Source organism: Tunturiibacter gelidiferens (genome assembly GCF_013410115.1).
GTDB lineage: Bacteria > Acidobacteriota > Terriglobia > Terriglobales > Acidobacteriaceae > Edaphobacter > Edaphobacter gelidiferens.
The window spans coordinates 109,518-130,260 of the sequence record NZ_JACCCV010000003.1 but is presented as its reverse complement, the minus strand read 5'-3'; the positions used below and the strand labels follow the sequence as shown (position 1 = coordinate 130,260).

General features: G+C 54.8%; 16 protein-coding genes. 12 read left to right on the top strand and 4 right to left on the bottom strand.

Annotated elements, in window-relative coordinates; all coding sequences use genetic code 11:
* Positions 1 to 450 precede the first annotated feature (450 nt).
* Complete coding sequence (locus HDF12_RS21920) at positions 451 to 4,080, bottom strand: PAS domain-containing protein (protein WP_179587374.1); 3,630 nt, start codon at positions 4,078 to 4,080, stop codon at positions 451 to 453.
* Positions 4,081 to 4,426: 346 nt separating this feature from the next.
* On the opposite strand from HDF12_RS21920, the gene HDF12_RS21915 reads away from it, so the two are divergent.
* The 4 genes from HDF12_RS21915 (at position 4,427) to HDF12_RS21900 (ending at position 8,324) form a co-directional block, all read left to right on the top strand.
* Positions 4,427 to 4,861, top strand: coding sequence for a universal stress protein (locus HDF12_RS21915; protein WP_179587372.1), 435 nt, complete (start codon positions 4,427 to 4,429; stop codon positions 4,859 to 4,861).
* A 65-nt stretch (positions 4,862 to 4,926) separates the two neighbouring features.
* Positions 4,927 to 6,072, top strand: coding sequence for an HlyD family secretion protein (locus HDF12_RS21910; protein ID WP_179587370.1), 1,146 nt, complete (start codon positions 4,927 to 4,929; stop codon positions 6,070 to 6,072).
* 314 nt (positions 6,073 to 6,386) lie between these two features.
* The gene (locus HDF12_RS21905) at positions 6,387 to 7,811 is read left to right on the top strand and encodes a TolC family protein (RefSeq protein ID WP_179587368.1); all 1,425 of its coding nucleotides are present in this window, start codon (positions 6,387 to 6,389) and stop codon (positions 7,809 to 7,811) included.
* A gap of 75 nt (positions 7,812 to 7,886) precedes the next feature.
* Complete coding sequence (locus HDF12_RS21900; RefSeq protein ID WP_179587366.1) at positions 7,887 to 8,324, top strand: hypothetical protein; 438 nt, start codon at positions 7,887 to 7,889, stop codon at positions 8,322 to 8,324.
* 11 nt (positions 8,325 to 8,335) lie between these two features.
* Here the strand turns inward: HDF12_RS21900 and HDF12_RS21895 are convergent, their stop codons facing one another.
* The 3 genes from HDF12_RS21895 to HDF12_RS21885 all read right to left on the bottom strand — a co-directional run bounded on the left by HDF12_RS21895 (position 8,336) and on the right by HDF12_RS21885 (position 12,242).
* A complete protein-coding gene (locus HDF12_RS21895) occupies positions 8,336 to 8,719 on the bottom strand; it encodes a response regulator transcription factor (RefSeq protein ID WP_179587364.1) in 384 nt (127 codons plus the stop codon).
* Between the two features lie 50 nt (positions 8,720 to 8,769).
* Positions 8,770 to 9,393, bottom strand: coding sequence for a response regulator transcription factor (locus HDF12_RS21890; protein ID WP_373564003.1), 624 nt, complete (start codon positions 9,391 to 9,393; stop codon positions 8,770 to 8,772).
* 1,199 nt (positions 9,394 to 10,592) lie between these two features.
* Positions 10,593 to 12,242, bottom strand: a complete 1,650-nt coding sequence (locus tag HDF12_RS21885; protein WP_179587361.1) for a PAS domain-containing protein — start codon at positions 12,240 to 12,242, stop codon at positions 10,593 to 10,595.
* 504 nt (positions 12,243 to 12,746) lie between these two features.
* On the opposite strand from HDF12_RS21885, the gene HDF12_RS21880 reads away from it, so the two are divergent.
* The 8 genes from HDF12_RS21880 to HDF12_RS21845 all read left to right on the top strand — a co-directional run bounded on the left by HDF12_RS21880 (position 12,747) and on the right by HDF12_RS21845 (position 20,734).
* The gene (locus HDF12_RS21880; RefSeq protein ID WP_373564002.1) at positions 12,747 to 13,625 is read left to right on the top strand and encodes a fumarylacetoacetate hydrolase family protein; all 879 of its coding nucleotides are present in this window, start codon (positions 12,747 to 12,749) and stop codon (positions 13,623 to 13,625) included.
* Positions 13,626 to 13,768: 143 nt separating this feature from the next.
* Positions 13,769 to 14,806 (top strand): cytochrome c oxidase subunit II, encoded by a 1,038-nt coding sequence (coxB, locus tag HDF12_RS21875; protein WP_179587357.1) that lies wholly within the window; start codon positions 13,769 to 13,771, stop codon positions 14,804 to 14,806.
* A gap of 15 nt (positions 14,807 to 14,821) precedes the next feature.
* Positions 14,822 to 16,516: a cytochrome c oxidase subunit I gene (gene ctaD / locus HDF12_RS21870; protein ID WP_179587355.1), complete on the top strand. Its 1,695-nt coding sequence runs from the start codon at positions 14,822 to 14,824 to the stop codon at positions 16,514 to 16,516.
* Positions 16,513 to 17,109, top strand: a complete 597-nt coding sequence (locus tag HDF12_RS21865) for a cytochrome c oxidase subunit 3 (RefSeq protein WP_179587353.1) — start codon at positions 16,513 to 16,515, stop codon at positions 17,107 to 17,109. The genes ctaD and HDF12_RS21865 overlap by 4 nt, the downstream gene beginning before the upstream one ends.
* A 51-nt stretch (positions 17,110 to 17,160) precedes the next feature.
* Positions 17,161 to 17,958 carry a hypothetical protein gene (locus HDF12_RS21860; RefSeq protein ID WP_257025847.1) on the top strand — a complete coding sequence of 266 codons (798 nt, stop codon included), beginning with the start codon at positions 17,161 to 17,163 and terminating at the stop codon, positions 17,956 to 17,958.
* A gap of 104 nt (positions 17,959 to 18,062) precedes the next feature.
* A complete protein-coding gene (locus HDF12_RS21855; protein ID WP_218892602.1) occupies positions 18,063 to 18,665 on the top strand; it encodes a c-type cytochrome in 603 nt (200 codons plus the stop codon).
* 3 nt (positions 18,666 to 18,668) lie between these two features.
* A complete protein-coding gene (locus tag HDF12_RS21850; protein WP_373564001.1) occupies positions 18,669 to 19,271 on the top strand; it encodes a QcrA and Rieske domain-containing protein in 603 nt (200 codons plus the stop codon).
* A complete protein-coding gene (locus HDF12_RS21845) occupies positions 19,259 to 20,734 on the top strand; it encodes a cytochrome b N-terminal domain-containing protein (protein ID WP_179587347.1) in 1,476 nt (491 codons plus the stop codon). The genes HDF12_RS21850 and HDF12_RS21845 overlap by 13 nt, the downstream gene beginning before the upstream one ends.
* Positions 20,735 to 20,743: the final 9 nt, after the last annotated feature.

Sequence of the window (20,743 nt, the reverse complement as noted above, 5' to 3'; positions counted from 1 at the left end):
TTCGGTTGGCACACAGGTATCCATTTCGAGGGTTGCTAGCATAGCGAGATCCCTCTTCCGTTCATGCAGAAGCTGAGAATCGCTGGAAAGAACATTCGCGCGCTCTTCGATTGGGCGGGTGCCCAGGACAAAAACGCCTTGTCCGCGGTAGCCAGGGCGTCCATCATTTCTTGATCGGTTTGCTCTGTGAAGGTATTAGGGACTTCTCCAGTAGCTGGATTTACGCTAAGATATGGCACGTTGAGCTCCTTTGTAGTTCGCGTGACAGTCGACCATCACACCGCACCTCGCGGCAGGCATCGTCAGGAACGTCGAGTTGCACGCTACTGGAATGAAATATTCCAGTAGATGAACAGCGTGATGGTAGCAATCCATCAGAGCTTGATAAAATTACATATTCCTAGCAGGCGAAAGCCGCGGCACCGATCGCACGTATTCTCTTATCGAAGATCAACCATTCTTTGTCAGGGGCAGTTTGAGAGTGAATCGGGCACCAAAGTCAGGATTGTTTTCAGCCCATAGTTGCCCCTCGTGAGCTTCAACAATTGAGCGGGAAACTGCCAATCCGATCCCCATGCCTTTCTTTTTCGTAGAGATGAATGGCTCGAAGATATGTTCAGGATCGTCCAAGCCCGGACCGTTATCTATCACCTGAATTGACATTTCTCGTCGATCGGCTTCGGCGCGAATAATCAAGCGCGGGGCACGAGCGCTACCTTCCATGGCCTCTATTGCATTCGTAATCAGGTTGATCAGGACCTCCTGCACTTGTATTGGGTCCACAGAAATCTTTGGAAGCTCTTCTCCGATTTCAGATTCGACCGTGACACGACGTTTGCTTGGGTCTTCCTGTACCAAGCGGACAGCTTCGTTGAGAATCTCGGCCACGTTGGCCTCCTTCTTTTCGAATGTGTCGCGCCTGAAGAGGGCCCTGATATGTTGCATCGTCGCATCTGCCCCGCGACTGTCGTGTATCACTCGCTCGACAGAGGCTACGGCCTCTTCAATATTCGGCGGCTCCGCCGCCAGCCAGCGCTTCGTGGCCTGGGCGTTGGCTAACACCGCCATCAAAGGCTGGTTGAGTTCGTGCGCGATAGAAGCTGACAATTCAGCCACAGTGGCAACACGCGATGCCCTATTAAGCTTTGTGCGAGTAAGACGCAGCCGGTCTTCAGCGCGCTTGCGTTCATCGATGTCGATGGAAAGGCCGTACCACTGGATGATCTTACCTTCAGGATCGCGCAGGGGTTCACCTCGGGCGTGGTGCCACCGGTACTCTCCATCGGCCCTGCGCAGCCTGTGAATCGCATTGAAAGACTCGCCCGTCTGCACAGACCGAAAGAATGCCTTTGCTGTTTCTTCAAAGTCGGCTGGGTGAAGGAACCTCTCCCACCCAAGATTGCGGAAATCGTCAAGTGACAAGCCGCTGTATTCCCGAACTCGCTTATTGATATGGACCGTTTCCCCACCTGGTGAAGCCGACCAGAACATCGACGGTATAGTTTCGATAATCCCCTGTAACTGGTGCTCCCTCATCTGGAGTTCGCTTTCTGTCTCTTTCAGTGCGTTGATATCTGTGTGAATGCCATACCAGCTTATGATGCTTCCGTGTTCGTCCCTGAATGGCAGCGCTCGTACAAGGTGCCAATAGTAGTTACCATCGTTCCCACGGATCCGGTAGGTGTCTTCATAAGGAGCGCCGAGTCTAACGGAGCGCTGCCACCTCTCTTCGACCTCCTTCGCGTGATCGGGGTCAACCTTCGATAGCAAGTCGAATCGTTCTGAGGTCTCCCACGGCTTCCCGATTGTCTCTATCATCGTGCGATTCCACTGATCGATGCGACCGCCCGCATCAGCGCGCCAGATCATTGCAGGCATCGCATCTACAAAACGCCGAAGTTGCTTCTTTTCCCGAAGTGCAGTCTGTTCCGCAGAGACCACTGTGTGTGCATCCATCACGAGGCCGTGAAGAGCAACGACTTTGCCGCTGTTGTCTTTTACTGTCGTGATCAACGACTGAAACCATCTGTACTTCTGGTCTTTGCCAATCAGCCGATACACCTGTTCATGCCATTGTCCGCCCTCTACGAGGATGTTCCATCGCCGCTGAACATCTGCCCGATCGTCCGGATGGACGAGGTCGAGCCATCCTCTCTTCCGGATCTCATCTGGGGTCAATCCGAGATAATCTTCGCAATAGTGATTGAGGTACGTTAGGTCCCCATCAGGACGAGCTTTCCAGAGGAAGCCTGGGACGCCTTCGGCGAGCAGATCCAACTGCATGCGGTGGTCTTGAATCGCCTCCTTCGACCGCAGCAGATCATCGACATCTGCTGTCGAAGAGTACCAACGACGTATCGAACCGTCTTGTTCGAGGTAGGGATCGGCATGGGTTTGGAACCAACGATAATTTCCGTTTTTATCCGCAAGACGCCACAACCACTCTGAGGGCTGACCCGTCCTGATTGATTCGTTAAACAACTCGGCGACACAGTCACGATCTTCCGGATGTGCTATCTGCAGCCATTTATGCCCAAGAACTTCGCTCGTCGGCAGGCCGATGTGATTCAGAAATTGCTCACTGACGAACTCGATGCCAGATTTCCCTCGGATGGCAAGGAATGCCGGCACTCGGTTAAGGAGTTCCCTGTCCTCTCGCTCTCGACTTTGACGTGCCTGCTCTGCTCTTACCTGCTGGTCAATCTCAACACTCACCATGTACCAGCTAGCTACATGGCCGTTCTCATCAAATGATGGTTCGGCAAGAATGTGTTGCCATCGATACGCTCCGTCGTGTTGCAACATAAGCCATCGGGTTTCAAATGGTGCCTTGGTTGCCACACAATGCATGCAGCTCTTATAACCCTCGTCGTATTGTTCCGGGTGGATGTGCCGCATCCACTGGTGTCCGAGGATCTCTTCTATGGGTTTGCCGAGCGCCGTTGACGTGACCTTGTTCGCATAAACCATCGTCCCATCGGGCGCCATGATGCAGATACAAGCGGGTACACCGTCGGCGATCTTTCGAAATAACTCTTCCTTGCTTCTAAGTTCCTCCTCAGCTTCCTTGCGCTCGTCGATGTCCCAACTGATGCTGACCCATCGTTCGGGCCGTCCCTCAGCGTCCCGCATCGGAAACGATCGGGTCGAAAACCAGCGGTAGGTTCCATCCTTGCCGAGTACGCGGGTTTCGATCTCACCGGCCTCTTTGGTCTCTAGCTGGTGTTTCCACGCCTCGGCTCGACGCTCGCGATCATCGGGATGGATAACGGCCAAGCGGTCAGCCATGCTTGTCCCGATTGCCTCCCCAAAGTACTCACGAGCGCCATCACTCGCGAACTCTAGCGCGCCATCCGGACGCGAAACCCACACCAATCCCGGAAAAATCTTTAGAACGCGACCCCATACGTTATCTCGGGCGCGCATCTCGTCTTCCTTCCGCTTTTCGTCGTCGATGTTCCACAGCAATCCGAAATAGCGGATGATGTTGTCCTCGCTGTCTTTCTGTACGTGAAGCAGAGTTGCGAACCAATGATACTCACCTGTTGCCGCAAGATACCTTGCCCGGAAATGTTGTGGTTCACCCGTCTGCTTCACCCGCTCCATCGCTCGCTGAGGAATGTCTACGTCTTCCGGGTGGATAAAGCGAGTAAAGTCTGGTGTCTCGCAGGGAGCGACGCCCAAGTATTCACAGCCGTCAGGACTCACATATTCCAGAGTCCCGTCGGCGTGTCGAGACCATATATACTTGGTCAGTTCGTCGAGACGGATGCCGAAAGGATTGTTCAAACTACGAGCGGGCCCTCGGTTCGACTTGGATGACATTGCGAAAAATGCGCAGCACCAGATTGCGCCAATGGCTGTTGCAGTCTCGCCGTTCCCAGTAAACTCTTGCGGGAATCGATGCCCGATTGCGATGGTGACCAGGCTGAATGCAGAGGCTGCGATAACAGCCTGGACACGGCCACGAAATCTGGCCAGAAGTAGGACACAGACGATCGCGACAAGATCGCACTTCGAGCCGTACAAAGCCAAAAGCCCAGCACCTGCGGCGATCAGTAGAATTTCGCTCGAAGCCATGATCGAGATCACTCATATGCCCCTTTGGCGATATGACAGGCGAGTTTAAGTTGACCGGCAGCATTCGCAATGGAGCGTTGATGGACTCTAGTGATCTTCACACGAAATGGCCGCGATGCCTGCTAGTGGAAATATGTAATGTTCTTTCTGGAAGAGACACATTAACCTGTCGTCGCCGAGCGTAATAGACGCCCAGAGCAGCAGCGATGAAATCGCCACCTCCCGTTTTGCCACCCTGCCCCATTCCTCAAGTCCGCACGAATGGCTACCAGAAACATGTAATAGCGACAGGCCGAGTTGGACTCATACGATAGAACCGCGTGTCAGTTCCACTCGAGTCGCTCTTATGTTCTCCAAGATCGTCGTCGCCTTGAATCATTTACCTGAGTCGCTGCGTGCGCTTCGCGCGGCGATTGACCTCGCGCGTTCCTGCAATGCGGAGCTGGCAACAGTGTCCATTCTGAGCGATCTTCCCGCCTACACCTCCTTTGCTATCGTTGTCGATCCAAGCGCTCCCGACGCGATGAAAGACAGCCGGCGCCGAGCACACGGTGACCTGCATGAGAAAGCGTCACTCTTAGCACAGGAGCATGGAGTTCGGGCAACCGGCTCAGTCGTCGAAGCACGAGAGGTACAGGCGATACTTCAATTTCTCAGAGAGCAACGCGCAGATCTGCTTGTCATTGGACTTCATCAGCACGACTTCTATTTATCCCGACTGTGGAGTTCCGTTTATGACCTCGCACAGGAAGCTCCCTGCAGCGTGCTCTGCGTGCATTGAGCGCACCGGTCAAGAGCAGCGAGGTATTTCAGTCGAAAGGGATTTATGCTCGGAGGCTTTACGGCATGAGTAAAAAATCGTTGATCATACCTCTGATCGTCTTGCTCGCTGCTGCGGGTCTTCTCTTCGGCATTGCCGGACACCTGACGGGGTGGCAAGGAAACCGGCCCGACCAAGTGACGGATGACGCCTATCTGAGAGCGGACATGACGCCTTTGAGCACGCGAATCTCAGGAACGATCCGGAAGGTAAACGTAAATGATTATCAGAGCGTCAAGGCGGGTCAGACTCTCATCGAACTGGACGACGAGGACTATCGAGCCAACTTAAATCAGGCCCAGGCGGCACTGGCCGCATCGGAAGCCTCTCTTGCTGACAATCAGGCGGCGAAGAGAATACAGGATGCTCAAATCGAAGCGGCAAAGGGGGAGATTCTCCAGGCGGAGGCCGCCATCAACGCTGCCAAAGCCGGCGTCTCCTCGGTTTCACCCGAACTGGAGCGTGCTTTGACTGAGCTGCATCGTCAGCAGGCTCTGTTCGAATCGAAAGCAACAACTCATCAGCAATTGGAGACTGCCACCGCTCAGCAGGGGCAGCTCAGCGGCGTGGTAGACGCGCGGAAAGCGGATCTCGCGCGCGCCGAGGGAGCCCTGGCCACGAGCCAGAGTCAACTCGAGGCGGCGAAGCGCCAACGGGAGGCGCTGAACACAAAAGATGATGTTTACAAAGCTGACATACAGGCAAAGAAGGCCGCCATCGTCGTCGCTCAAGTAAATCTGGCCTACACGCGCATCGCGGCACCGACCGATGGGACAGTCGGAGAACGGCGCGCGCTTGCCGGCCAACTGGTCGCTCCTGGAACGCAGGTGATCAGTCTGGTTCAGAGCGAAGCCTGGGTGCAGGCGAACTTCAAAGAGACTCAGCTAACCAATATGCGAGTCGGCGATACCGCGGATGTCCGGATCGATACATTTCCGGGGCGGGTGTTTCACGGAAAAGTCGAGCAGCTGTCTCCGGCCAGTGGCTCTCAATTCGCCCTTTTGCCGCCAGACAATGCTACGGGCAACTTCACCAAGGTTGTTCAGCGAGTGCCGATCAAAATTGCATTTTTCCTGGGACAGCCTTATCTCGATCGGCTGCGGCCGGGATTCTCGGCAGTTGTTACGGTTCATACCGGGAAGGCGGGAGGAGGATCGGGTGGTGATCAATGACAGGGACTGATGCCAACACGCAAGATCCTCGCCCGGCAGTGACAACCGTCCTGACTCCAATCATGATTGCGCTGGTTCATTTTGGTATTCCCTGGCAGCCGCTTCCAAAACCGCAGCCGAGTCATCCCACTCCGAGTTGGAGGGGCTTCCTGTGTGCGAGTCTCGGGGCTGCGTTTCTTTACACGGCGCTTGACCAGGGACAACGTCTGGATCGGTTTCACTCGTCGCTCATCATTGGATTGGTGGCCGCAGGAGCGTTCCTGATAGTGGCTGCGATGGCTTCGGCAGGTCACTGCTGCACCAGAGGAGGCCAAATGAGAAGCACACACTACGAAAGGGTAGAGATGATGACTTCAGGCTCTGCAGCACTTCGCGAGCTCCACGCAGCAGCCCGTCTGTGCTTGCCCTTGGCATTCATGGCTTCCGTCCTCGTCTCCAGTTGTGTGGCGCAACAACCATCTGCGAGTCCGATGCAACTGACGCTCGAACAGGCGATCAATCTTGCCCTGAAGCAAAATCATTCTGTTCACCTCCGTGAGCTTTCTGTCGAGCAGATGCAAAGCAAGAAAGACGAAGCAAGGTCCGATTACCTGCCTCAACTGAAGACGAGTGGGAGTGTTCTCCACGTCACAGAGCTTGCGGGCGTTGAGATCCCCGCTGGTGCATTGGGCAGCTATTCGTCAACCGGGCCGATTCCGGCGAAGTCTCTGTTTGTCGGTCAAGGTGGTCTCACTGGATACACTGGGGGCGTGGGGTTAGAGCAGCCTCTTACACAGCTGTTTCGCATCCACCAGGGAAATGTTGCAGCGAAACAAGATCTTCTCGTCGCCAGGACACAGCTCGATCAAACCCAGGATGCCATCGCGCTGCAAGTTCGCCAGCTCTACTACAACATATTGATCAACCAAGAAAAGCTGAAGGCGTCCCAGGAGCAGCTGACAACAGCCCAGATCAAAGATGAGGAGAGCCGGAATGATGTAGCAAGAGGCAATGCTCTTGAAATATCGGCACTTCAAAGCAAAGCAGCCATCCTTCAGGCGCAACAAGAGAGCTTGACCTTACGTCTGCAAGGAAACGATCTGCGGCGTCAGCTCGCGGACGTTTTTGGACTCCCAGTCGAAACACCACTAGAGCTCGATCCCGGAGCGGCCGCGGTTGCCGTTGACATTCCCTCGCGTGCTGACGCGATAGGAATCGCGCTCGAACAAAATCACGAGCTGAAAGCGGCTCGACAGACTCTCGTAAAGGCCCAGGCTGGCCTCGCGGTGGCCAAGGACGCCTACATCCCTGACGTGACGGCCCTTTCCCGGTACAGCTACCAGAGTGGCGTCCCACTTCTCGTCCATAATTTTGGGACGTTTGGATTCTCACTCAGTTACGACCTCTTCGATGGCGGCCGACGTGAAGCCAAAATTCGGGAGGCGCGGACCGAAGTGCACTCATCTGAAGTCGCCTTGGACAAGCTCCAGTCAGAGATCGAAGTTCAGATAGAAGGAATTTATGACAGAGTTGACGAACTCCGGCAGATGGTGGATGTTGCGGAGCAGGTTGTAAAGGTCCGAACTGAGGCCGCAAGGCTTTCCGATCGCCAGGTTGAGCAGAATGTGGCTCTCAATTCTGCTCGTAGCCAGAGTCATTCGGACCTGGCAAGTGCGACGGCCTCCTTACTCGAGGCTAATTGTGGCCTATCTCTAACAGAGGCTGACTTGAAGAGGGCGATCGGCCAGATGCCGCAATAGAGAGAATTTCATTCGCAAGACGGTTCTTACACGAAAGCAGGTATGAACTCCATGGATAACACCCTAACTAGTATTTTGGCAGTCCTCGGCGGGTCCGTTATCGGCGCTTCGACTCCGGTCCTTAGCAACTTCGTTCTCCAGCGAAGTGTGACACGGCGAGAGCTGACAAATCGAGAAATAGCTCAACGAGAAGAGCTCTACTCAGAGTTTATACAACAGGGAACATTGAGTTATGCCAAAGCACTTTCACAGAGTCTCGACAATCTCGATGAAATCGTCGCGATGTACGCGCTGGTTAACCGGATCAGGCTCTTCGCTTCTGCGTCGGTGCTCGAGGGGGCGGAAGCGTTTGTAAAGAAGCTCGTCGAGAGGTTTGGAGAAAAGAACATGAGCCTCGACCAGATGAGATCCATTGCTCTGGAGCAGCACGCAGATCCTCTGAACGATTTCGCGCTAAAGTGCAGAGCGGAGCTTCGCGCCATCTACGCGAGTGGTAATTGGAAAGGCGCTTAGCACGAGGCATTTCAGGTTGAGGCCGTATTTCTGCAAACCCCCTTTAGCAAATCCACCAAGGCGTCGCCATCAACCGGCTTGCGGAAGAAACCCACGGCTCCCTTTTCAAGGTAAAACGATTCGGAATTCTCTGAGGGTTTCCCAGTGATGATCACGACCGGCAACGGGCTCTCAGTACTGTTAATATGGTGAAGCAATCCGAGGCCACTCATCTGCCGCATCTCAACATCAGTGATGACGCATGAGCTCTTTTGTAGCCCCCCTAAGTCGAGGAACTCTTCCGCGGAGCCATAGCCTTCCGCTTGATATCCGCAGGATGTCAGCAGGTTTATCAGCGACTCGAGAACGCGGGGATCGTCATCAATGACTGCGATCGTACGGGTCTGCGTACCCACGGAAACCTCCGCCGCTCTAGCACAACTCATAGGAAATTATCCTCTGCGCCCTAAGATGCTTCTGAAGCCTCAAGATTTAGTTTACTGGCGAGCTTAACCAGGGTCGCGAAAGAATCGGCTTCCATTTTGCGCATGATGTGGCCACGATGTATCTGCACTGTATATTCCGTGATTCCTAATTCGCCTGCTGCCTGCTTGTTCAGAAGACCACGTACCAACAGCGGTAACACCTGTTGCTCCCTTGGAGTCAGTGACCGATAGCGGGCGAGCAGACTTTCCTGTTCGAACGCCACTCGTCGAAGCTTTCGATCCTGCTCGAGTGCCTTGTCTATAGAGACAAGGAGGGCAGATTCGTCAATAGGCTTGGTGAGGAAGTCCACCGCTCCACCCTTCATCGCTGTGACCGTGGATGGAACGTCGCCGCGGCCAGTAATGAAAATGACAGGTATTGTCGTTTGCGCGGCTATAGACTTTTGCACTTGCAGTCCATTCAATCCCGGCATTCTCAAATCGAGAATCAGACACGCACACGAGTCCTGGCGTTCGAAGTCGACGAAGTCTTGTCCTGAAGTGAATATTTGAACCTGCTTGCCATTGGCTCGCAGGAGCGATGAGAGAGCGTCTACAACACTGGCATCATCATCGACGATGTAGACCATTTCGTTTGACGGCACAATTCCCTTCCGGAGTGAGCTACTGATAGCTGTGCGCGTCATAGTCCACAAGCCTCGAAAATGCTCGGCGCACCGCTTCTAAGCGCACCATTGTGAGAGATTATATTGGGAAGACATGGCGAAGTCATCGAGGCCCCTTCAAATCAGGCATTACATGAATATGTAATTGCAGAACGCCCATTATTGGGAGCCCAATTTCGGAAAGAAGAGATTCGTCCTTCTCCCCTCGGCAACCCAGAGGCTCTCCTCCTCCCTTATTGCCTACGAGCGATGATGAGTCATTTTCCGGGTCCAGTAGGCGTGGCAGCGTTGGTCCAAAAAGGACCATGCGGAGAGTCAACAACAGGGTCACCGCAACATCGAACCAAATCATGGACTCCTCCCACTTTCCACGCATTCCAGACCGGATGCAGGACGCAACCGGACATTAGCGCGCATCAGGACGCTCCAGTTACCCGAGATCGCATTTCTGGCTCCGGAGCTCCACGTCCTCGCAATCATAGGCAAGGTCTCGTCCGTAATTCCATTACATGTTTATGTATTGGTCGGGGCTTACGCGCCGCTGAACAAGCGCTGCACGACTCGACTCTGAGACTAGCCCTGAGATGGATGAACAGGAAGATTGAGACTAAATCGAACGTCGATTGGATTCCTTCGTTCTGCAACCAGCGTTCCTCCATGTGAAAGCGCGATCGACCGGCTAATAGAGCCGAATTCCCGATCCTCCCTGGCCGTTGCTGTAGAAGGTTTCGAAGGCGTTTCCGGATCGCGTTCACTCCCTCCAGTATCTCCGACTTCTATGATCGTGGACTGATCCAGCGCTCGGGTGCAAATGGTCAAGATACAAGGCATTCCAGACTGAGACGTAAACGAGCCGCTCGCATTTCGGATGAGGTTCAACGGGATCTGCTGAACCTCAATAGCATCTGGGTTTCAACCGGGACGCCGTCAAATCCCATGACACGAACTCGAGTGGTAAGGCGTCTGAGTAGCGATAGAAAGGTTCCACTAAGTTTTCGCCGCTTCTCGATCATCGTGAAGTACGATTTTTTAGCCAGTCTTGCTGCTCGAGTTGGCCCAGTTGAGTCCGGTCAGGCGTTGCAACGCAGGATTGGCATACGTGCAAACGTTGTCAGTGGACGCTAACCACGCAGGGTGCAGTGAACACTCTACGAAAGGACCGGTTTTACCACCATGAGTTATGCTGCCCCGGTTCGATCCACGAAAGTCAAGCTCTCCGTGTCATTTTGGCCGCCGTGCAGTGGGTGTGGAAGCCGAACCGATGGAGAGACTGCGACTTCCTGTGAAATGAAGCGAGGAAGCTCTATTCGAATACATGTTGCTCCTCCCTCCAGCCGAATTGCCTCGAGCTTGCCCTCTTGCGCGGCGATGATGGAACGACTGATTCCCAGGGCCACGACCGTTCGAGATCCGTCTGCAATGACAGTTTCCAGGAGGTCCTCTAGATCGGTGACGCAACCGCCGTTATCCTGGACTTCGAGGTACACGCGCTCGCCGAAGAAGTTGGTTCTTATGGTTAGCTCCTTCTCTCTCCCGGATCTAGAGATGGCTTCGCATACGTCTACCATCAAGTTAAAGAGCACCTGTTGAATCTGGGCCTTATCAGCGAATGCGAGCGGCAGGCCCGGATCCAGTTCGCGATTGACTACGATTCGCTTGTCACGAAGGTCTGGGGCCTGAAGGGTTATCACCTGGTCAAGCAGTGCATTCAGGTCGATGGCTCTTGGAGCAGGTTGACGATGATCGAAATATTGGCGCATTTCGTGAACAATGTTGCCAACGGACATTCCATCTCGAACCACTCCCTCCAATGCGGCCTTTGCCTGAGAGATGTTGACGTTGTCAGAGGAAAGCCAGTTGAGCGCCGCTCGTGCGTTGGCCACAACTGCCGCTATTGGCTGCACAATCTGGTGAGAGAGGGAGGCAGCGATTTCGGCAATTGCTGCTGAATGTGTAGCGCGATCCATTCGCTCCTTTACCGCATCGAGCGCTTCGCTCGCACGTTTTCCCTCATCGATGTCAATGTTTACGCCGACCCAATACTGGATTTGCCCATCAGAAGCCCGAAGTGGCTCAGCTTGCGAAAGGAACCAACGGTACTCTCCGTGGGCTCCCAATATGCGGAGCTGAGCTTCGCGCCCCTTTCCAGACGCAATGGTTTCTTTCCAATGCCTGCTCGAGTGAGTCCGGTCGTCGGGATGCAGGAAAGCCACATGGACGTCCCATGGTGCTTCAAACTCGTCGGCGAACCCGAGCGGATGACCTGATGGAAGGCCTAAGTATTTTGCGGTGGTTTGGTTAACGAACTCAAGGGCCCCGGACGCACGGGCGTACCATGCCTGAATCGGAAGAGCGTTAAGGGTGGTTTGAAGGTTCGCCTCGATCGGTGGAAGTGCAGTACTCGAGGGCGGGGAGGGAACGGCTGTGAAGAGCCACACTTCAGCGCCATCGGGCGCCACATGTCCGGCTCCAACAACATCCACCGCACCTCTTCTTGCAGAGTTCTTGCCGCCGAGAAAGAAGCGAGCCCGATAGATCTGATTATTAACCTGCGCTTCCCGCCACAGAGTAGAAGCTATATTTCTGTCTTCATCCGCGACAAATTCCAGCCAACTTAAATCGCTGAGCTCGTTCGCCCCGATGGCTGAAATCTTTCTCAGCTCTCGATTTGCATAAACACAACGACCATCTGAATCTGCTAACCAAGTGGGATTCGGAGAGTACTCAAGGAAGGCAGCTACGACTGTCATATCCATCATCCCCCGCCCACGCGTCGGGTTGACCCAGAGGAAGAAGCGCACGGCCAAAGTCGCCAAAGTAGTTTGCATCTGTATCTTCCGTATTGTTATCGGGTTGAGCATATTACAGATTGGAACAAAAGGGGTATTACATGTTTCTGGTAGCGAGCGCATTTCGGCTCTGGGGTGCAAATATTTTCGGTGGGCAGAGTAAGGTTTGCGGTCGGCGACACACGAGCAGGAAGCGTGAAACGCGTTGCTTCTGCAGTCGGCGAAGGTTCTATGGCGGTACACCTAGTGCATCGATATCTTGCCGAGTATGTGGAGCAACTTGCTTCAGCTCAACACGCGCAAATGATACCGGTTTCGGCAAAGGCATGACGGGCCTCGGGCTGCTGACACTTGCCACATAAACATGTAATGGTGCAAAGCTGCGGCAAACATTATGTTGCCCAAAGAACTAAGTGATCAGCGGTCCGACTGAAGGTTGTTGGCGCGCATGACCACTGAAACCAAGTGGAGGGCCTCGTGCGACTTGTGAGCTTTACGGAATCAGATCAAAAACCCAGACCAGGTGCACTACAGGGGGATCGAGTGATCGATCTCTCAGATCAACTGGGCGACATCCGAGAATTGATTGAGGGCGGACCTGAACTCCAGCAATCAGTCTATGAATTCCTGGGCTTCCTGGGTGAGGCGCACAGCCAGTTCTTGCTTACTCAAGTGACCCTGCTGCCACCAATTCTGAACCCGCCGCGCATTTTCTGCCTCGGTCTGGCTTACCGGGACCACGCGATCGAAACTCATCAGGCGATACCCAAGGTTCCTACTATCTTCCTGAAGCTCACGTCAGCACTGAACGGCCCGCATTCGGCGGTGGTGTTGCCAAAACTCACCCAGCAGCCCGACTATGAAGCTGAATTGGCATTCGTCATCGGCAAAGGCGGAAAGAACATTCCAGCCGACCGATGGCAGGAACATGTCTTCGGCTACACCATCATGAATGACGTCAGTGCACGCGACGTCCAAATGTCCACTTCTCAATGGTCGTTGGGGAAAAGCTTCGATACCTTCGCGCCACTTGGCCCAGCAATCGTAACTAAGGATGAGATCCCAGATCCACATTCACTCGACATTAAGTTGAGCATAGGCGGCGAGGTCCTTCAGCACTCCAATACGAGAGAACTGATCTTCCGGATTCCCGACCTCATTGCCTATATCTCTTCCATCACCTCTCTTCAATCAGGAGACATCATCAGCACGGGAACTCCCTCAGGAGTGGGTCACGGCCGTACTCCTCATCGTTGGCTGCGAGCGGGCGAGACGATCATTACCGAGATTCAAGGGATCGGACAACTAGTCAATCCGGTGGTTGCCGAGGGTGAGGCACACCTGCGGCAGGTCACCTGTCTCTTTGACGACGCTGTTTCTAGAAATCCCTCGAGAGCCTCCCATGTTTCTTCGCTCGACTAACAGGAACATGTAATTTCGACGACCTCCCCTGATTGCTACTATCACGCTGTCAGATGCCGCGCTTGACAGAAAATCCAACGCTCGCGTCTGGGCATGCAGATCCGTAGATGCCGGGACTTGTGTGGTGGAGGAGGTAATCAAAAATGCAGACGCGCCGTGCGCAACGTCTGATTCACCATACTAGTGCCGCAGCATGGCTCCTTCTGACGAGCCCCATTTTGATTGCGCAAGGGACAACTCCGTCTACGCTTGCTCCAGCATCAACGCCCGCGCATCAGATTTTTGATCTGTCGATCTTCGTCGTTACACTTACCGGCGGAATATTCGTGGTAGTGGGCGGACTACTCGCTATTGCCCTCTATCGGTTTCGGGCACGCAAGACCGACCCACTCGGCGAGCCGGCCCAAATCTACGGCAGCACGCAAATTGAGCTGGCTTGGACCGTGATCCCTGTCCTGATTGTGGTCGTTCTGTTCCTGACAACGGCACGCATCATCTTCGCCATTCAGGACGCGCCAAAGCCAAAGTCCGCTCTCGATGTCACAGTAGTCGGGCATCAGTTCTGGTGGGAGTTCCGATACCCCAAATATGGCGTGGTCTCCGCGAACGAGCTCCATATTCCAGCCAGCTCCAACACCGCGCCAGAAGCGACCTTCCTCAAGTTGACTTCCGCAGATGTCAATCATAGTTTCTGGATCCCACAGTTGGCTGGAAAGACGGATTTGATCGCGAATCATGTGAACACGATGTGGTTGGATCCCCGGACACCCGGGCTCTACCTCGGCCAGTGCGCCCAGTTCTGCGGTTCGCAACACGCGATGATGTTGCTCCGCGTATATGTCGACGCGCCTGAGCAGTTCGATGCCTGGATCAGGAATCAGCAGCAGTCGGCACGCCAGGACTCAACAGTCGAGGCGGGGAGAAAGGTCTTCGAAAGGCAGGCGTGCATGAACTGCCACACAGTCTCGGGAACAGCGGCGACTGGACGTTTCGGACCTGACCTTACACACCTGATGAGCCGGGCGACGCTTGCCTCTGGAGCGACGGACAACACCCCGTCGAATCTCCGCCAATGGATTAAATCGCCAGACACGTTCAAGCACGGGGCCTTGATGCCTGCAATGCAGCTAAACGATGAGCAGTTGGATCAAATCACTGCCTATCTCGAAAGCCTGAAGTGACGACAGGATTCTGATATGAGCGATTACCCACTACCAATCAGCCACGTGATCGACCCGAGTGCTTCCGCATCGGAGCGGGGCACCTTCCTTGAGAAGCTTCACGAATGGGTGGTGACGGTCGACCACAAACGTCTGGGCATTCTGTACATCTTGTACTCGACCTTCTTCCTGCTCGTCGCTGGGGCCGAGGCTTTGATGATCCGCGTTCAGCTCGCCTATCCCCACAATCATGTTTTGAGCGCGCAGGTCTATAACCGCTTCTTCACGATGCACGGCACGACGATGGTGTTTCTGGTCGGAATGCCTTTCCTCTTTGGATTCGCCAATTACATCGTGCCGCTGCAGATTGGCGCTCGCGATATGGCTTTTCCCCGAGTGAATGCCTTTAGCTTCTGGCTGACGACTTTCGGTGGGTTCCTGCTGTATTACAGCTTTCTTGGCGGAGCCGGGCTCTACGGAGTGGGAAACGCCCCGGACGTCGGTTGGTTCGCCTACGCTCCCCTCACCTTGCGTGCCTTCTCTCCTGGTCATGCGACCGATTATTGGGCACTCGCATTGATTGTTAGTGGATTCGGAACGCTCGGCACCGCGATCAATATTATCGCAACGGTCATCTCGATGCGGTGCAAAGGGATGACCCTCATGAGGATGCCTCTGTTCACATGGTTGCTTCTCATCGTGAGCATGCTGACGTTGGTTACGATCACTCCGCTCACCGCAGCGCAGTTCATGTTGCTCATCGATCGTTATCTGGGTGGCCACTTCTTCGACACACAAGCTGGCGGTTCATCGTTGATCTGGATCCATTTCTTCTGGATCTTCGGTCATCCCGAAGTCTACGTCCTGGTGCTTCCGGCGTTTGCGATTGCAAACGAGGTCATCCCGGTGTTTTGCCGCAAGGCTATCTTCGGCTACCCAGCAATGGTTGCGGCTTCGGTATGCATCATGTTTGTCAGTCTGAGCGTGTGGGCGCACCACATGTTTACTGTTGGCATGACCTCGGTCTCAAATGCTTTTTTCACGCTCTCGACGATGCTTGTCGGTGTTCCAACCGGAATCAAGATCTTCAATTGGATCGCCACTCTATGGGGCGGCCGAATACGCTTTACAACGCCGATGCTCTTCTGCATTGGGTTCCTCTTCCAATTCCTGATCGCGGGCTTGACCGGCATCATGCTCTCGGTATCACCGTGGGATTGGCAACTTCATAACTCATATTTCGTGATTGCGCATTTTCACTATGTCCTTGTTGGCGCTGTCGTGTTCTGCATCTTTGCAGGCATCTATTACTGGTACCCCAAGGCAACCGGGCGCTTGATGAACGAGACGCTCGGCAAATGGCATTTCTGGCTCTTTGCTATTGGCTTCCATATCACGTTCGACACCATGCACTTCCTCGGTCTTTTGGGGATGCCGCGGTCGATCTACACCTATCAGCCTGACCGTGGATGGAACTTTCTCAATCTGGTTGTGTCCGTCGGAGGACTGATCCAGGGGATTGCAGTCCTGATCTTCGCATACAATTTCATCGTTTCTTACTGGCGTGGAGAAGTCGCCGGCGACGATCCATGGGACGCCTGGACCCTCGAATGGACCACATCCTCGCCGCCTCCTGTCTACAACTTTGAAGAAGAGCCGGAGGTGCATAGCCGCCGGCCTCTGTGGGATCTGAAGCACCCAGACGATCCAGATTGGGAGTACGAGTCATGAGTTCTATGCCCGTTAGTCATCCAGGACGTACTGTCGAGTGGCATCTTCCTAGCAAACGCCGAGTAGGCATAACGGCATTGATTGTCGGTGAGAGCGCCATCTTCACCATCTTCGTTGTTGCCTATGTCTTCTATATGGGCAAGAGCCTCTCGGGGCCGACACCTGCACAGGTATTGGAAGTTCCAATTCTTGCAACAATCTGCCTGTTGTCCAGCAGCTTTACGATCTGGCGTGCGGAAAAGGCTATCGAAGATGACCGAATGGGAAACTTCACCGTTTGGCTCGGCGCAACAATCGCACTTGCTGCAGTCTTCCTGACAAACACGGCGTTTGAATGGAAGAAGCTGATCTATCAGGACGGGTTAACCGTCAGCACAAACCTTTTTGGCACGACGTTCTACTCCCTGGTGGGACTACACGCCACCCACGTCGTAGTCGGGCTGTTTCTTCTTACCTCGACCTTCATCTTCTCTCTGTTTGGTTGGGTTGACTCGCGGCAAAGTGAGCGGTTTGGAGTCATCGCCCTTTATTGGCATTTCGTGGATGCAGTGTGGATCGTGGTGTTTACGGTCGTTTACCTGATCGGACGGTGATTTGTGATGAATGACGGCAGAGCGGAACAAAGTCAAAGAGAGCCTATAGAGATGCCGGCAAGCACGGCATGGCCGATTCTTCTCGCCTTCGGCATCACGCTCTTGTTCGCGAGTCTTGTGACAAGTATTGGAGTCGGCATTGCAGGTTTTCTTCTGATCGCCTGTGGCGTCGTCGGGTGGGCGAAGCAGTGTCTTCCCGAGGAACACCACGAAATGATTCCGGTTAAGGCAAGACGGTTCATGCCGTCAAGCGTGAGGACCCAGGTGGCGCACATCCAGGTCAGTGAAGTCCACCGGGCGTTCCTTCCTGTTGAAAGTTATGCCGTGACCTCCGGACTCCGTGGAGGAATAGCTGGGGGAATCGTCATGATCTTCCCCGCCCTCCTTTACGGCTATCTGACCCAGCACAGCATCTGGTACGCGGTGAATCTGCTTGGAGGCGCGGGCGTCGCACACTGGACAAACGCTACGACCGCCGACATCGCGGCCTTCCATTGGAATGGGTTGATTGCAGCAACGATCATCCATGCGGCAGTTTGCACACTCATCGGCCTGCTCTACGGAGCAATGCTGCCAATGTGGCCGCGGCGACCGGTCCTTCTTGGCGGAATCATTGCTCCGCTCCTTTGGACTGGCCTTCTTCACTCGATCCTCGGATTTGTGAATCCGACGTTCAACGCCAGAATCGAGTGGGGCTGGTTCACTCTCTCCGAGCTTGTCTTCGGCATCGTAGCCGGCCTCGTCGTTATGAGATCGGGAAAAATCAGAACGCATCAAACCCTGCCGTTCATTCTCCGGATGGGAATCGAAGCCAAAGAGTTCAAAGGGCCAACCGGAGACGGACGATGAAGTTTACTGCGAGAGCAATACTGTCGCTTCTTCCCTTCGCCTTGGTTGCAGGCAGCTTGGGATGCGATCGGAGGATCGGGCCGCCAACCGATCAGGAAGAGCTGATGCGTCCCGAAAATATAGCCTCGTTTGACCGCCTGTACAAGCAGAACTGCTCGGCGTGCCACGGAGAAACCGGTTCTGGGGGACCGGCACTCGATCTCGCCAATCCGAAATATCAGGCACTTGTTGATGACGCGTCATTGAAACGGTGGATCACGTCCGGCATGCCGGGTACGCAAATGCCTGCCTTTGGCGAGCCAGCCGGCGGTTTCCTTACTCCACAACAGGTTGACGTGCTCGTTGCGGGCATGCGCACACGATGGAACCACAAGGACCACAGTGCGGCAGACATGCCTCCCTATTCTTCATCCGCAGTGGGCAATGTCGAACATGGACAGGACGTCTTCCGCGTGAGTTGCACTTCCTGCCATCAGCAAGGGCAGCAGAAGATCACCGACGCAAGCTATCTGGACCTCGTAAGTGATCAGAGCCTACGGACGATCGTTATTGCGGGGCGCCCCGATCTTGGTCACCCGGATTGGAAACAGGTCCGGCTGGGGCAGCCCTTGACGGATCAGGACGTGAGCGACGTCATTGCGTATCTCCATTCGTTGCGAAGCGATACTCCGGGTCAGCCATATCCCGAGACAGGCCCCAAGAGGTGATTTGTGAGTGAAGAGAAACTGCCAGTTGGACAAAACGAAGAAGAACAGGCGCCGGTCGACCCGTTGACGGTGTCGAGGCGGTGGGTATTGCTGACAGTGGGCGCGTTCTTCAACGCTGTAGTCGGCGTTGCTGTAGCAGTTCCCGTAGTGAAGTACCTCCTCTCGCCCGTAAAGTCTGACGATGCATATAAGTCCTGGGTGTCACTCGGGTCTCTGGATACGTTCCCTGTCGGTGAAACACGTCTGGCGAAGTTCACGAACCCGGTGAGCCGCGAATGGGATGGCGAAACCGATCGAGTTGCCTGCTGGGTCCGTCGTATCTCCGAGAAGGAGTTTCAGGTGTTCGCCATCAATTGTGCCCACCTGGGATGCCCGGTTCGCTGGTTCCCGCAATCGGGCCTGTTCATGTGCCCTTGTCACGGGGGCGCCTACTATGCGGACGGAAGCAGAGCTTCCGGTCCACCGGAGCGAGGCTTATTCCCGTACGACACGAAAATCGTTGATGGGGCCCTTCAGATCAACGCTGGCCAGATGCCAACTCTCTCCAACACCGCCAAGCTGGTTCAGATTGAGACCGCAAAGGGAGGATCGCCATGCGCAGGTTGAAGGCTCTGTACACCTGGTTTGATAGCCGTCTGCAGCTCGGCGAGCCGATCAAAGAGATGGCTCTCCACCCTGTCCCGAATAGGACCGCCAGTTGGTGGTACGTCTTTGGGAGTGCTGCCTTTGTCCTGCTCATGCTTCAGATTGCGACCGGGATCCTGCTTGCGCTAGTCTATGTGCCCTCCGCCGGACAGGCATGGAACAGCCTGAATGTTCTGAACCACCAGTTAACTCTTGGCTGGTTCCTCCGTGCGATGCACGGCTGGGGCTCGAACTTCATGGTGGCCGTCGTGTTGATTCACATGGCGCAGGTCTTCCTCTTCGGTGCATATAAGTTCCCTAGAGAACTGACCTGGGTTCTCGGAGTGTTCCTGCTGCTCATGACACTCGGGATGGCGTTCACAGGTCAGGTGCTACGTTTCGATCAGGACGCCTACTGGGGTCTCGGCATCGGAGCATCCATTGCGAGCCGAGTGCCGTTCATCGGTGGTACAGCGGTCCACATGATGTTAGGCGGCCCTATCATTGCCGGAGCAACACTCTCCCGATTCTTCGCCTTTCACGTTTTCGTTATCCCTGGAATGCTGTTGGCGTTCGCGTTCCTTCACGTGTGGATGGTCGTCAAGCTCGGCATCAACGAATGGCCGATGCCTGGCCGCGTCGTTCGTCGCTCTACGTACCTGACGGAATACCACGAACTGGCAAAGAAGGATGGCCGGCCATTCGTACCTGGAGCTGTGTGGAAGGACGCCTTCTTCTCCGCAGCGATCCTCGCCGCGGTTGCAGTTTGCGCAGCCGTGCTCGGACCTTATGGACCTGGAGGTCAACCGGATCCTACGATCATTCAGACTGCCCCCAAACCCGATTTCTTCTTCCTGTGGCTCTACGCGGTATTATCTTATCTTCCTCCCAGCCTGGAGACACCATTTCTCCTGATCGCCCCTGTGCTGGGAATCGCAGGACTCGTAGCCCTTCCGTTTTACGCCGGTGAAGGCGAAAAGAGCTGGCATAAACGCCCGATCGCAATCCTCATGTTGACTACGGTTGCCCTCGCATGGGGTGTTTTAACTCATCTCGGAACCTTCACGCCCTGGAGCCCGAAGATGAACGCATGGAGCGGCGGTCCTCCGGTTCCGATCCGTTATACGCACGATGCGAGTCCGCTCCAGCGGCAAGGAGCTATCGTCTTTCAGTCGAAGCAATGCCGTAACTGCCACTCGATTGCGGGCGTCGGCGGAATGCGTGGCCCTGCTCTGGATTTGGTCGCGACCCGTCTCACGGTAGATCAACTGATCCGGCAGGTTCTTCAGGGGGGCGGCAACATGCCGGCGTATGGCAAGAACCTGAGCCCCTCCGAAACCACGGCTCTGGTTCAGTTCCTGGAAACCCTGCATCCCCTGAATCAACCGGCAGCCGCGGATGCATCCCGTCAGGCAGCTATGGCAGAGCCAGCACCCAAACCGTGAAGGAGTCTA